The 14,909-nt window shown below is 68.9% G+C and carries 8 protein-coding genes; all 8 read left to right on the top strand.

The window, feature by feature from the left end; genetic code table 11:
* The first annotated feature begins 6 nt into the window (after positions 1–6).
* The 8 genes from QK287_RS03415 to QK287_RS03450 are packed head-to-tail and all read left to right on the top strand — an operon-like array spanning position 7 to position 14,863.
* The gene (locus QK287_RS03415) at positions 7–1,338 is read left to right on the top strand and encodes a DUF58 domain-containing protein (RefSeq protein ID WP_226773094.1); all 1,332 of its coding nucleotides are present in this window, start codon (positions 7–9) and stop codon (positions 1,336–1,338) included.
* Positions 1,335–3,893 carry a transglutaminase-like domain-containing protein gene (locus tag QK287_RS03420; RefSeq protein WP_226773095.1) on the top strand — a complete coding sequence of 853 codons (2,559 nt, stop codon included), beginning with the start codon at positions 1,335–1,337 and terminating at the stop codon, positions 3,891–3,893. The genes QK287_RS03415 and QK287_RS03420 overlap by 4 nt, the downstream gene beginning before the upstream one ends.
* Positions 3,890–5,356: an RDD family protein gene (locus QK287_RS03425; protein WP_282359246.1), complete on the top strand. Its 1,467-nt coding sequence runs from the start codon at positions 3,890–3,892 to the stop codon at positions 5,354–5,356. The genes QK287_RS03420 and QK287_RS03425 overlap by 4 nt, the downstream gene beginning before the upstream one ends.
* Positions 5,353–6,333, top strand: a complete 981-nt coding sequence (locus tag QK287_RS03430) for a protein phosphatase 2C domain-containing protein (RefSeq protein ID WP_282359248.1) — start codon at positions 5,353–5,355, stop codon at positions 6,331–6,333. Before QK287_RS03425 ends, QK287_RS03430 begins: the two co-directional genes overlap by 4 nt.
* Positions 6,320–8,032: an FHA domain-containing protein gene (locus QK287_RS03435; RefSeq protein ID WP_282359250.1), complete on the top strand. Its 1,713-nt coding sequence runs from the start codon at positions 6,320–6,322 to the stop codon at positions 8,030–8,032. The genes QK287_RS03430 and QK287_RS03435 overlap by 14 nt, the downstream gene beginning before the upstream one ends.
* Entirely contained in the window at positions 8,029–9,660 is a 1,632-nt protein-coding gene (locus QK287_RS03440) for a serine/threonine-protein kinase (protein WP_226774647.1), read from the top strand. The genes QK287_RS03435 and QK287_RS03440 overlap by 4 nt, the downstream gene beginning before the upstream one ends.
* Before the next feature lie 29 nt (positions 9,661–9,689).
* Positions 9,690–10,421 (top strand): hypothetical protein, encoded by a 732-nt coding sequence (locus QK287_RS03445; protein WP_226774649.1) that lies wholly within the window; start codon positions 9,690–9,692, stop codon positions 10,419–10,421.
* Positions 10,418–14,863 carry an FtsK/SpoIIIE domain-containing protein gene (locus tag QK287_RS03450; protein WP_282359252.1) on the top strand — a complete coding sequence of 1,482 codons (4,446 nt, stop codon included), beginning with the start codon at positions 10,418–10,420 and terminating at the stop codon, positions 14,861–14,863. Before QK287_RS03445 ends, QK287_RS03450 begins: the two co-directional genes overlap by 4 nt.
* Positions 14,864–14,909: the final 46 nt, after the last annotated feature.

The raw sequence follows: 14,909 nt of genomic DNA on the forward strand, positions 1-14,909 counted from the left end.
ACCCATATGTCCTCCAGCACTCCGCTGGCCCGGCTTGCTGAACGCCTGCAACGGCCCTTCCACCGGGACGGCAGGCCGACCCGGCTGCACCCGGCCTCCCTCTGGGCCGAGGCCGGGAGCACCGCGGGCCTTGCCCTGGCCCCGGCCCGCCGCAGCCTGCGGGCGCTCTGGCTGCGCTACGCGTGGCCGGTGCTCTCCCTGGTGAGCGTGCTGGGCTGGTTCGTGCTGGCTGCCGCGGCCCTGCTGTGGACCGTCGGGCAGGCCTTTGGCTGGCAGGAAGCCAAGGCGGCCGCGATCGCCGCGTTTGTCCTGTTTGTGCTTGCTGTCGGCTTCGTCCTGGGCCGCTCGTCCTACGGCGTCGTGCTGGACCTGGCCCGGAGCAGGGTGGCAGTCGGCGACAGCGCCGTCGGCAGCATCTCGGTCTCCAACACCTCCGTCCGGCCCCTGCTGCCGGCGGACCTGGAACTTCCGGTCGGTGCCGCCACCGCCGTTTTCCACTTGCCCCGGATGAAACCGCAGCAGACCCATGAGGACCTGTTCACCATCCCCACCGCGCGCCGCGCCGTGATTGTTGTGGGCCCGGTCCGGTCGGTCCGCGCCGATCCGCTGCACCTGCTGCGCCGCCAGGTGCTGTGGACGGAACCAGAGGACTTGTTTGTGCACCCGAAAACCGTGGCACTGGCCGGCTCGGCTGCCGGTTTCATCCGAGACCTCGAGGGTATGCCCACCACTGACCTTTCCAGCGCCGACGTCTCCTTCCATGCCCTGCGCGACTATGTGCCCGGCGATGACCGGAGGCACATCCACTGGAAAACCACAGCCCGCACCAACAAGCTGATGGTCCGGCAGTTCGAGGAAACCCGCCGAGCCCACCTCGCCATCTCGCTGTCCATCAACACAAACGAATACGCCTCCGAGGAGGAATTCGAGCTCGCCGTCTCAGCGGCGGCCTCGATCGGACGGCAGGCCATCCGCGAACAACGCGACCTCGACGTTTTGACCCAAAAAGGACCGCTGCGCTGCGAAACGGGCCGCAACATGCTCGATGACATGACCCGGATCGTCGGCGCACCCCAGCGCAAAACCGCCGTCGACCTGGCCCGCAGCCTGGCGGACACCGTCCCCAATGCCTCCGTTGTGTTCCTGCTCGTCGGCAGCAACGTCACCCCCACCCAGCTGCGCTCCGCCTCGGCCTCGGTGCCGCTGGGTGTCCGCAGCCTCGCGGTCCGGCTCCAGTCCGGAGCCGCGCCGGCCAGGGCCAACATCGGGGACCTGACCGTGCTGACCCTCGGAGACCTCTCAGACCTGGCCGCAGTGCTGCGGAAGGCGGCAGCATGAGCACCGCCACAACGGCCCGGCGGCGCAGCAACGCCGCCGCGCCGAAACGTTCCGGATTCGCCGGCGGCCAGCCGCTATGGCATCTCGCGCTCGACGCCGGTGCCCTCACCGTGCTGCTGGGCCTCGGCGTGCTGGGCTTCGGCCTCAGCTTCGGCGGCGACCCGTACTACCTGGTCGCGGGCTTCGGCGGCATCCTGCTGGGCCTCGCCCTGGCCGCGGCCACAGTGCACTACCGGCTCGGGCTCCTGATTACCGCCGCCCTGACACTTACTGTATACCTCGTTTTCGGCACGGCACTGGCGGTCCCGGAGGCCTCGTTCGCCGGCGTCCTGCCCACCCTCGCCTCGCTGCGCACCCTGCTGCTGGGCGTTGTGTTCGCCTGGAAGGATATGCTCACCGTCGGCGTTCCGGTCGGCACCGCCGGTGGAACGTTGATTGTGCCGTTCCTGAGCTCGCTCCTCACCGCGCTGGCCGCCGGGCTGCTGATTTGGCGGCTGAAAAGCCCGTACTGGCCGCTGTTGCCGGTGCTGGTGCTGTTCATCACGGGCATTGCGTTCAGCACAAACGCCAGTTTCCTCACGGTCGAACGCGGTATCTCACTCACGGTTGTCGCTATCGCCTGGGCCACCTTTCGCCGCGACGCGCTGCGCCGCAGCGACACCCGCAAGGTCTCCGTGAACCGGCTGGAGACGGACCCGGCCAACGCCCGCTCCGCCACCCTTCGCCGGCTGGGCACCGCCGCGGCCGTGATCGCCGTCGCCGTCGGGGTCACCGCCGTCGCGTCCCCGCTGGTCACCGCGGGCGAGGACCGCCGGGTGCTGCGCAACACGATCGTTCCGCCGTTCGACCCCAAGGACTACGTCACCCCGCTGGCGAGCTTTCGGAACTTCGTCAAGGACAAAAAGGACGACAACCTCTTTGTCGTCAAGGGCCTGCCCAAGGACGCCCGGGTCCGGCTCGCCGCCCTCGACTCCTTCAACGGCACCAACTACAACATGGATCCCAACGGCTCCGGCAGCTTCAGCAAGGTCGGCGACGCCAAGTCCATCAACACCCTGGCCGACGCCGGCGGGATCGTCCCGAGCAACAATTACGCCCTGGACATCACGATCGGGGACTACCAGGGCTACTTCTTGCCCGGCGGCCGCAAAACCACCGGGATCAGCTTTGTCCGCGACGGCTCCGGCGCGGCGTCCGGCCTGTACTTTAATGCCGGCACGGACACCGCTGTGACGACCAAGGGGCTTGCCAAGGGCGACTCCTACCGGGTCCAGGTAGCAGATCCCGCCACCCTGGAACACGGCCAGCTGACGCAGTACGACTTCGCCAAGATAGCCCTGCCGGATGCCGCCGAGGTACCGCCGGTTGTCGGGTCCCAGGCCAACGAGCTGGCGGCCGACGCCCCTACGGCCATTGACCGGGTGCGCCAGGTCGAGGCTCACTTCCAGAAGAAGGGCGCCTTCAGCAACGGCCTGATCGCCGACGGCCAGCTGCCCAGCGTCTCCGGTCACAGCGCGAACCGGATCCGGAGCCTGCTCACCGCCAAACAGATGCTCGGCGACGACGAACAGTACGCCGTCGCGATGTCCCTGATGCTCCGGCACCTCGGCATCCCGTCCCGGGTAGTGATGGGGTTCTACCCGGACCCGAAAAGCCCGGAAAACGGTGCCGGCGAGGTGAAGATCACCGGCAAGGACGTTCACGCCTGGGTTGAGGTCGCCTTCGACCGTGTGGGCTGGGTGTCCTTCGACCCGACGCCGCCGAAGGACAATGTGCCGATCCCGCCGGACCCGGAAAACAAGTCCAAACCCAAGCCGCAGGTGCTGCAGCCGCCGCCCCCGCCGCAGGAACCCGCGGACCTTCCGCCGGACTCTTCACCGGATGCGCTGGACGCGGATGAGAAGAAAAACAACCCCTGGCTGTTCTGGGGACCGCTCCTGACGGCGATCGGGTTCGCGCTGATCCCGGTGGGGATCCTCGCGCTGCCGTTGCTGCTGATCGCGCTGCTGAAGTCGCGGCGCCGGAAGGCGCGCTTCAGTGACGGACCGGCTGCGCAGCGTGTCGGCGGTGGCTGGCGCGAAGTGGTGAGCCTCGCGGCCGACCTCGGCGCCGAAGTGGACAGCCGCGCGACCCGCCGGGAGTCCGCCGTTGTGCTTGCCGAGGCGTTTCCGTCCGCCCGGGGGACCACCATCCTGCTCGCCAACCGGGCCGATGCCGCAATCTTCGGCGCCGGCCAGCCCAGTGAGGACCAGGTGCGGCAGTACTGGGAAATCGTGGACGGCTCGCTGCAGGAGATGACCGGAGCGCTCGGGTTTTGGGGACGGCAGCGGGCCCGGTTCTCGCCGCGCTCCCTGCTGGCTGACGGCCGGGCGGCGCTCACCCTGCGGGGCCTCAAACCCCGCGTTCCGGGCACAAAACGCGGCCGGCAGGCAGCTCCGGCAACACCGGCAGGTACAGTGGAGTCCGGCCCGGTGCAGGCAGCCTCCGTTGCTGCTGCCGCCGACTCTGCAGCCGACGCCAGCCAGACCGCCAGGAAGAACCACAACGAGCCATGACCGACGACGTCGAACGCTGCCCGCGCTGCCAACAGCCGCTCCGGCCGGGGGCTGCCTTTTGTACCTCCTGCGGGACGCCGCTGAGCAACCGTTCCGCGCGGAACGCGCACAACGTGCGGGAGCCTTCGCATGCGCACGGGATCCCCGGTAGGATCCCCGTAACGCAGGGCCCCGCCCCGGCCCGCGGACAAGGGGGAGGTCCTTCGGTGCCACACAAGCTGGAGCTGGTACCCGCGGCTGCCGGGAAACGGCTGGGTGCGGCAGTGCTGGACTGGCTGGCGCCGGTGACCATCCTGACTGTGCTGCTGGCCATCGGGCTGGCCGGTATTACCCGGAGCCAGAGCGGCGGCTTTATCGTGTACAACACCTCGTCCCTGGTGCTGTTCGGCGGCATTGGTGCAGGCCTCACCCTGATCTACACAGTGGTTCTTGCCGTGCTTGAGGGCCGTTCCGGCGTGACGGCCGGCAACAGCCTGATGGGCATCCGCAGCTCGGACGCCGATGGTTTCGCGCCGGGCGGGGGAGCGGTGTTCCTGCGTGGCCTTATCACCGGGGCCGGTCTGCTGCTCGCCGTGATCGCTGCGGCTGCCGTGGTGATTTTCCAGTGGTTTGGTGTGGCCTTGGTGGTGCTGGGGCCCCTCGTGTTCCTCGGCGCTGCCTGGGCTGTCCTGGTGGTCCTGTCCAGCTCGTGGGATCGGAACGGGAAGCTCCGCGGCTGGCACGACGCTGCCGCGAAGACCTTGGTCTTCGATGTAAAGGCCGGACGCAACCCGATCACGACCGGTGGGATCCAAGGCCCTTACAGCTTCGCGCCCCTTGACCTTCCAGCGGTCCGGCAGGTCGCTTCGCCGTTGGCCGGAGCCATGGCCGCCGCGCCGCCCGCGTCCGCCCGGCCCGCCCCGGCCGCAGCCGCGGCGCCCGCGTCCGCCCCGGCCGCAGCCGCGGCGCCCGCCGCCGGCCAATGGCAGCCGCCGGTGCTCGGGCCGCAGCCCGGGCCAGCCCATCAGCCCGGGCCAGCACCGCGGCCCGGCCCAGCACCGGAGGCCGCCGTCGCAAGCGTCCTGCCGGCCGCGCACCCCGACGAGGACCACGACCGTACCCAGGTCCGCGACACGCAGGCCCCGATCACCGTGGCGATGCTCCGGATCCGGCTTGATGACGGCCGTGAGATTGAGCTGGACCGCACGGTGCTGGTCGGCCGGAACCCCGCCGGGCACCCCGGCGAGGGGCCGGTGCAGCTTATCCCGGTCGCCGATCCCGGGCGTTCCATTTCCAAGACCCACCTCCATCTGCACGCCGGAAACGGGGGCGTCTGGGTGACAGACCGCAACTCCACCAACGGCAGCGCCGTCAGCACCCCGGACGGTACCCATGCCGTCCTCGCGGCGGGGGTACCCACCCACGTCCGCCCAGGTTCCACCGTGCACTTCGGTGACCGCTCCTTCTACCTAGGACAGGCATGATTCCCCAGCCGGCCGCCGTTCCCTCCCCAGCCACCCCAGGCACCGCCCCCGACGGGCCCCCCAGCGGTACCTCCGGACTCCGGCTGAGCTGCGGCTACGGCACGGACCGGGGCCTGCGGCGCGAGATGAACGAGGATTCCTACATCGCCGCCGATCCCGTCTTCGCCGTCGCGGACGGCATGGGCGGGCACGAGGCCGGCGAAATCGCCAGCGGCATCTGCGTCCGCACCCTTGCCCGGATCCCGCAGCTGGCGAGCGGCGGGCGTGATGCCACCGCCGGCGTTGTGCAGGAATACCTGCTGCTGGCCGACGAAAGTATCCGGGAAGCCACCGGTTCCCGCGCCGGGACCACACTTTCCGGGGTTGTGGTGGTGGAGCAGACGGGCGTGCCTTACTGGCTGGTCCTGAACATCGGTGACTCCCGGACCTACCGGCTCAGTCAGGGCCAACTAAGCCAGGTCAGCGTGGACCATTCCGAAGTCCAGGAACTTGTTGATGCCGGGCAGATCAGCCCGGCGCAGGCCGCCGTGCATCCGCGCCGGCACGTTGTCACCCGGGCCTTGGGCACCGGCGACGAAATCGAAGCCGACTACTGGCTGCTGCCGATTGAGGAAGGCGACCGCATCCTGGTCTGTTCCGACGGGCTCAATGGCGAACTCGACGACGAGCACATCGGCAGTATCCTGCGCTCCCGGGCGGACCCGCAGGCAGCCGTGGATGAGCTCATCCAGGCGGCCCTGCGCAGCGGCGGCAGGGACAACGTCACCTGCATTGTGCTGGACGCCACCGATGTCAGCAACGACGACGGCGTCGTGCGGACAGCGCCGCGCAGTGCGTCCGCAGCGGAAGACGAAGACACCCTGCCCAGGGCCGATGCGCGCGAACATGCTGTTGAGCGACAAGCTGTTGATGGACCGGCTGTTGGTGGACCGGCTGTTGGTGGACCGGGCAAGGACCCCAACGATGCCAAGCACTAACGCCACCGCTGCAGTGCGCTACACACCGGGCAGCTGGCTCGGGGTGGTGCGCTCGGGAACCGTGGTGCTGCTGCACCCGGACAGCACACCGGCCCTCGTTGAGTCGCTGTGGGAACTTCTGGGCACCGGACCGGAAGCGCCCGAAGTCCTCGATACCTTGTCCGCGGCCTCGGGCGGGTCACTTGCCCGGCTGCCGTGGTTTGCGATAGTGGCCGGCACCGGTTCTCTCCAGTTGTTCCTGCGCGGCGGGATCGACCTGACGGTGGAGCTGCCCGGCGGCCCGGTGGAACTGAGCGGCCGAGACGTGACCACGTGGACCGAACGGCGGTTCGAAGCTGCCGACGGATTCAGCCTGAGAATTCCCGGTGCGGAGGCCGCAGGTGCGCCCCGCGCCGCCGCGGAGCTGCGGCTGGCAGACGGGGTGGTTCTGCTCAAGGGCCTGCGGATGGACCTTCGTGCGGCTGCCCTGCCGGGTGCACTGACGGCCGCCGGGGCGGGCGCCGACGGTGCGTCGGCAGAGACCGTGCTGGCATATCCCGTCGAGGACCTGGAGCTGGAGCGGACGCTGCACGGGGAACCGGAACCGGAACCGGAACCGGAACCGGCGGCCGCAGCGCCGGCCGAACCGGAACCGGCGGCCGCTGAACCGGAACCCGAACCGGAACCGGCGGCCGCAGGCCGGGAACCCGCCGGTCCGGATCAGGATCAGGAAGCCTCCGGAGCGCAAAAGCCCGCCGCATCGGAGCCCGCCGAACAGGAGCCGACAGGCAGCTACGATCACCTTTGGGAACAAACGGTGATGCGGAATATCGAAGACGCAGCCGTCCGCGAGGACCCGGACGCCGACTCGGAACTCTCCGGTGACTTTGCCGAAACGCCCCCAGGGCCGACGCCTGAGCCGGCCGCGGCGGTGGCGGTGGCGGAACCAGCAGCCGCTTCCGCCCCTGCCCCGGATCCACCCGCGGCCCCGCACCCGGTGTCCACCGGACTGATCGATTCCGTCCCCTGGCACACCGGCGGGGACCGTTCCTCGCCGGCTGCGCCCGCGCCGGCACCCGCGCTTGCGCCACTGCCGGCGGTCCCCCTGCCGACGGCGGCACAGCAGCACGTTCCGATGCTCCCGGCCGCCCGCACCGAAACGGACGCCGACCACGACGGCCAGACCATCATCAAGGGCGACCTCGCCGGTGCCGGCCCGCAGCCGCCCAGCACCCAGCGCGCGCCGGCGGAACAGGCTACCGGACCGATGGTGCTTGCCCGGGTCTGCCCGCAGGGCCACGCCAACCCGTCCACGTGCGCCCAGTGCGGCCGCTGCGGCCAGCCGCTGCCCGGTGACGGCGTCCAGGTCAGGCGGCCCCGCCTCGGCCAGATGCGCCTGTCCACCGGTGAGCTGATCGACCTGACCCAGTCCCTCATCGTGGGACGCCAGCCTTCGGTGTCCCGCGTCCAGGGCGCCGTGATGCCCAAGCTGATTCAAGTAGCGAGCCCCAGCGGAGACATCTCCCGCTCGCATGTGGAGGTCCGGCTAGAAGGCTGGCACGTGATGCTGTGTGATTTGAAGGCGACCAACGGCACGGTACTGGTCCGCGAAGGACAACCCCCGCGCCGGCTCGCCCAGGGCGAAATGGCAATCGTGCTGGACGGTGACATCGCCGAGGTCGGCGACGGCATCTCGCTGCGTTTTGAGGAGATCCCGTGAGCTCCAAACGGCCGGTAGCCCCGCCGCCGGTGATTCCGGGCTTCAATTACATCAGCCTGCTCGGCTCCGGCGGATTCTCCGACGTCTATCTCTACGGGCAGGAGCGGCCGCGCCGCAATGTCGCCGTCAAGGTACTGCTTTCGGACCTGAAGACCGAGGGTGCCCGCCGCCGCTTCGAATCCGAAGCAAACTTGATGGCGCAGTTGTCCTCGCACCCTTACATCGTGACGATCTTCGAAGCCGAAATCACCGACGCCGGGCATTCCTACCTCGCGATGGAGTACTGCTCGCGGCCCAGCCTGGACGTCCGCTACCGTCGGCAGCCCTTCAGCGTGGACGAGGTGCTCGCAGTCGGCATTCAGGTGGCGTCCGCCGTCGAGACCGCCCACCGGGCCGGGATAGCGCACCGCGACATTAAGCCGGCGAACATCCTCGTCACCGACTACAACCGGCCGGCCCTGACTGACTTCGGGATCTCCGGAACCCTCGCCGGAGACTCGGACGAGGACGCCGGCATGTCCATCCCGTGGTCGCCGCCCGAGCAGTTCACCGGCCACCATGTCGACGGGGTCCTGGTGGACGTCTGGGCGCTCGGCGCCACGCTGTACACCCTGCTGGCCGGCCGGTCCCCGTTTGTGCTGCCGGGGGCGGACAACTCCCAGCGGGAGCTGATCTCACGGATCACCAACTTGCCGGTGCCCAAGCTGGGCCGCGCCGATGTCCCGGAATCCCTGGAACTGGCGCTCGCGACGGCGATGGCCAAGGCCGCACCATCCCGATACTCCTCGGCGCACGCTTTCGCACTGGCCCTGCAGCGGATCCAGGCCGAGCTGAACCTCTCCGTGACACCGTTCGAGGTCCTGGAGGAACCGCGCGCGGAGGAAAACCATCCGGACGACGGCTTCGAAGAAACCAGGGTCCGCAGCGTCGCCGCGATCGACCCGGACGCCACCGGCAACACACCGACCTTCCCGGCCCGGTTCGGCGGCGCTGACACCAGTTCCACAGTGGACAACGCAACAACGTTCAACAACGCAACCATCCACCGCCCGCCGGCGCTGCCGGCCTTCGAGGCCCCCGTAACCGGAGCCGCCGAAGGAGCTGCGGCCCCCGAAGATGACCTTGCGGCCACGGTCAACCGCTCCAGCACGGCCCCCGCGGCCAGCCCAAACGACGGCGCGGAGGCCCACCCGGCCGGCCACGGCCGACGTACGCTGCTGCTCTCGATTGTCGGCGGCACCGTCCTGGTGGCCGCCGCCGTGCTCGGAATAGTTGCGTCAACCACCGGGTCCGAGCCGGCTCCGAAAGCCACCGACCAGGTCAGCAAACCGCCCGCCGACGCCCTGGACAACGGCACAGTGCCCGACGTCACCGCGCTGGCCGGGGTGGCCGGGGCGGCCGGGAAGGTCAGCTTCACCTGGACCAACCCGCAGCCGAAACCCGGCGACAGCTACAAGTGGCGGGTCCACACTCTCAAGGGTGACGGGGACTACCAGTCGTCCGCCGGGCCGGCCGCTGAAATTGCCGCGAATCCGGCCGAACCCAGCTGCATTCAGGTGATGATCGTCCGCACCGACGGGGCGTCTTCGCCGCTGGGTCCGGATTCGATCGCCTGCGTCAGCAAATAGCAGCAACAATGTCCAGAAAGGCATGGCATATGGGGGATCTGGCGATAGATTTCTGCGGCGAGTGGCATGAGCCCGCGGACGATGACATCTTCAGCATCGGCCGCGAAGGCGACCTTGAGGTGGATGACAATCCGTACCTGCACCGGCAGTTCCTGCAGATCGCCCGCTACGACGGCATCTGGTGGCTGAACAATGTCGGCAGCAGGCTCTCGGCCACCATCGCTGACGCCTCCGGCGGGATGCAGGCCTGGCTCTCGCCGGGCGCACGGATTCCACTGGTCTTTAGCCTGACCAACGTCATCTTCACCGCAGGCCCCACCACCTACGAGTTTGCCGTCCACCTGCGGACTCCTGCGTTTCGGCAGGAATCCCGCGACGCGGACAGCAGCGGAGACACCACTATCGGCCCGGTGCTTTTTACCGACTCGCAGAAGGCCCTGATCGTGGCCCTCGCCGAACCCATGCTGCGCCGCGACGGGACCGGCTTCAGCGCCATCCCGTCCTCGGCAGAGGCCGCCAGGTCGCTGGGCTGGGCCCTGACCCGGTTCAACAGAAAGCTGGACAATGTGTGCGACAAGCTCGACAAAGCGGGGGTCGCCGGCCTGCGTGGAGGCGGCGGAAAACTTGCGAGCAACCGCCGCGCACGGCTCGTTGAACATGCCATCACCTCACACCTGGTGACGGCGGCGGACCTGCACCTGCTGGGCGGGCCCGGCCTGGGCCAGCCCGCTCATGACCTGAACGGAGTTGAGGAAGCGTGAGAATCCGACTGACGCTGCGCCGCGACCCGGCCGAAGCGAAAGACCTTGCCGTCACCGTTGACGGGCTAGCTACCGTGGCTGACATCGCCACCCAGCTTTGGGCGGCCGACCCCTCCCGGCGGGGCACTGCGCCGCCGCCAAACCTGTCCTTGAGCATCGAGGAAGCCTTCGCCGCCGGCGGCATGAAGGGCAGCGTCCTGGACCGCGGGGACAACCTGCTCGAATCCGGGCTGCGGCCGGGCTCCATTGTCTCGCTCGCCCGGCTCAGCGAGCAGTTCGGGACGCCCGGGGCGAGCCGCGGTCCGGCGGCGGCAACGCTGCGTGTGCTCTCCGGACCCGACGTCGGACGCGAATTCTCGCTGCCCTCGGGCACCAGCTACCTCGGCCGCGGCCGCGACGCCGACGTCCGGCTCACGGACCCCCTGACTTCCAAGCGGCACGCCCGCATCACTGTCGGCGAGACAGTCGAGATCGTGGACACAAATTCGGCCAACGGGCTGTTGATGGACGGGCTGCCGGTCACCCGCGCGACGCTTAACTCCTCGGACACGGTGGCCCTGGGCGACACAACCGTCTCCGTGGTCTCCCTTGGCACCGGGCACAGCTCCGCGCCAAGCTCCCCGTTGATCGACTTCAACCGCTCCCCGCGGGTGGTGCCGCGCTTCGAACTGCAAAAACGGATGCTCCCGGCCGGACCCAAGCGCCAGGAGCACCACGCCTTCCCGTACATCATGCTGCTGGCGCCGCTGATGATGGGCGGAATCCTGTTTGCCGTCACCCAAAATGTGCTCTCGGTGGTGTTTATGCTGATGATGCCGTTGTTCATCGTGGGCCATTACGTAGACCAGAAGCTGCAGGCCAAACGGGAACGGAAGGAACAGCTAAAGCAGTTCCGCGAGTCGATGGCGGCGTTCCGGGCCGAAACTACGCGGCTGCAGAACGTGGAACGCTCCGTCCGGCTGCAGGAAACACCCTCGGTCAGTGACACCGTGGACTCGATCTACAAGCTCGGCCCGCTGCTCTGGACCCACCGGCCCGAGCACACCGGTTTCCTGGGACTGCGCTTCGGCCTGGGCACCGCGCCCTCAAGGATCCAGTTCGAAGAGCCCAACAGCAGCGATACCGAAGCCGAGTACATGGCCGAAATCCAGCAGTGCCTGGCACAGTTCCGGGACATCGAAGGTGTGCCGATCGTCTCGCAGTTGCGCTCCGCCGGCTCCTTCGGCCTCGCCGGTCCCCGCGGCCTGGTCGACGATGTTGCCCGCGGGATGGTCTTGCAGCTCGCGGGCCTGCATTCGCCAGCGGAAGTGGTGCTGGCCGCCATCACCTCGGCGCAATCCAAGGAACGCTGGGAGTGGCTGCAGTGGCTCCCGCACGTCGGCTCCGGCCACAGCCCGCTCAGCGGCGACCATCTTGCCGCCGGCCCGGGGGGCGGCTCGGCCCTGCTGTCAAGACTGGAAGACCTGATCGACCAGCGCGAGGCAGCATCCCAGACGCCCCGCCCCGTCCTGCGGCCCGGCGTCGACCCGCTCAGCACCGACCTTGCCGGGCCGCTGCTGCCCACCGTGCTGGTGGTCGTCGAGGACGACGCCCCGGTGGACCGCGGCAGGCTCACCCGGATGCTCGAACGCGGCCCCGACTCGGGGGTACACGTGATGTGGGTGGCTTCGTCGGTGCAGCAACTGCCGGCCGCGTGCCGGGACTTTATGGCCATCGACGGCGAGCACGGAACCACCACCGGCCAGGTCCGGCTCGGCCGGCACACCTTCCCGGTGAGCTGCGAAAGCCTCGATGCCGGCCTGGCAGCCCAACTGGCGCGGATGCTCACCCCCGTTGTGGACGTCGGCAAGCCGCTCGAGGACGAATCCGACCTGCCCCGGGCAGTTTCCTACGCCACCTTGATCGGCAAGGATTTCCTGGACAACCCGGCCGTCGTGGCCGAACGCTGGACCGAGAACAACTCCGTCCGGGCCTCCGCGGTGCCCAACCGCAAGGACAACGGCACGCTCCGGGCACTGGTCGGCTCCAAAGGCATCGAACCGCTCTACCTCGACCTCAAAAACGAGGGACCGCACGCACTTGTTGGCGGCACCACCGGCGCCGGAAAATCCGAGTTCCTGCAGTCCTGGGTGATGGGAATGGCCGCAGCGTACAGCCCGGACCGGGTAAGTTTCCTTTTCGTTGACTACAAGGGCGGCGCCGCGTTCGCGGACTGCCTGCAGCTGCCGCACACCGTGGGCTTGGTCACCGACCTGTCCCAGCACCTTGTCCGCCGTGCCTTGACCTCCCTGCGGGCCGAACTGCACTACCGCGAACGGCTGTTGAACCGGAAAAAGGCCAAGGACCTGCTGGAGCTCCAGCGCGAAGCGGACCCGGACGCGCCGCCGTACCTGATCATCATCGTGGACGAGTTCGCGGCGCTGGCCACCGAAGTCCCGGAGTTTGTCGACGGCGTGGTGGACGTCGCCGCCCGCGGCCGCTCCCTGGGCCTGCACCTGATCCTGGCCACCCAGCGCCCGGCCGGGGTGATCAAGGAAAGCCTGCGCGCCAACACCAACCTGCGGGTGGCGCTGCGGATGGCCGATGAGGATGACGCGATCGACATCCTCGGCGTGCCGACGGCTGCGTACTTCGACCCCTCCATTCCCGGACGCGGCGCCGCCAAGACCGGTCCCGGCCGGATCCAGGGCTTCCAGACCGGTTACGCCGGCGGCTGGACCACCGAGAAGCCGCAGCGGCCGCAGATCGAGATCGTCGAGATGGCCTTCGGCTCAGGTCCGGCCTGGGCCGCGCCGGCACCCGAGAACCCGGTGCAGGAAGAAGCGGCGGGCCTGAACGACATCGCCAGGATGACGGCGAACATCATCAAAGCCGCCGACGTACTCTCCATCGAGCCTCCCCGCAAACCCTGGCTCGACGAACTCGCCACGACCTATGACTTCTCCCGGCTGCCCAACCCCCGCACTGACGAACGGCTGCTCTTGGGCGTCGCGGACGACCCGGCGCACCAGGACCAGCCCACGGTGTTCTACGAGCCGGACCGGGACGGCAACATGGCCATCTACGGCACCGGCGGATCCGGCAAGTCCGCTGCCCTGCGCGGCATCGCGATCGCCGCCGCTGTCACCCCGCGCGGCGGCCCGGTAAACATCTATGGCATCGATTGCGGCTCCTCGGGGCTGAAGATGCTCGACGGACTGCCGCACGTCGGCGAAATCATCAACGGCGACGACGTCGAGCGGGTCGGCCGGCTGCTGCGCTGGCTCCGGGACCTGGCCGACGACCGGGCGGCCCGCTACTCGGAGGTCCGGGCGTCGACCATCGTGGAGTACCGGACCCTGGCGGAGCAGCCGGCGGAAAAGCGGATCTTTGTGCTGGTGGACGGTATGTCCGCCTTCCGGGAAGCCTACGAATACAGCAAGCTCTCCGCGTTATGGGACATCTTCCTGCAGCTCGCCACCGACGGCCGTCCGCTCGGCATCCACCTTGTCATCAGCGGGGACCGGCCCAACTCGGTGCCGGCGTCGCTGCTGGCCTCGATCCAGCGCCGGCTGGTGCTGCGGCTGTCCTCCGAGGACGACTACCTCTCGATGGATGTGCCCAAGGATGTCCTGGGCCAGGCCTCGCCGCCGGGGCGCGGCCTGCTGGGCAACCTCGAAGTGCAGCTCGCCGTGCTTGGCGGCAACTCCAACCTGGCCGTGCAGGCCCGCGAGGTCAACAAACTCAGCCAGGCCATGTTGCGCCAAGGCGTCGAACCGGCCCCGCAGATTGAACGCCTGCCGGACCAGATCGACCTCGACATCCTGCCCGCCGGCAGCCCTGACCTGCCGGTCATCGGCGTCGACGACGAAACGCTCCAGCCCGCCGAGATCCTGGCCAAGGGCCCGCTGCTCCTCGCCGGCCCTCCCGGTGCCGGCCGCACCGTGGCACTGGTGACCCTTGCCTACGCGCTGCGCCGGTCAAACCCCGGCGTCGAGCTCTTCTACATCGGTTCCCGCCGCTCGGCGGCAGCGTCCCTGAAGCTCTGGGACCGTTCCGTGGTGGGCGCCGACGACGTCGAGGAGGCACTTGACGAACTCGTGGACTACTCCACCGGCACCCCGGGCAAGCTCGCAATCTTCATCGAGGGGCTGACCGACTTCACCGACACAGGGGCGGAATCCGGGATCGAACGGCTCGTCACTGCCTCGATCAAGGCCGAACAGTGGGTGGTGGGCGAGTCCGAAACCTCCACCTGGTCCTCGGCCTGGTCCCTCGCGCAACCGTTCAAGTCCGGCCGCCGTGGCCTGCTGCTGAACCCGGGCGACATCGACGGCGACAGCCTGCTCAGCACCTCGCTGGGCCGGATCAGCACTGACTTCGTCCCCGGCCGCGGCTACATCGTGGGCCGCGGCAAGGTCCGCAAACTCCAGCTCGCGCTGCCGCCGGAGAACCGGAACTAGGCCGCTGCCAGCGGCGCGCCGGCCCTGCTTAAGGTTATCGATGATT

The sequence above is a fragment of the Arthrobacter sp. AL05 genome (assembly GCF_029960715.1).
In the GTDB taxonomy this organism is placed as follows: domain Bacteria; phylum Actinomycetota; class Actinomycetes; order Actinomycetales; family Micrococcaceae; genus Arthrobacter.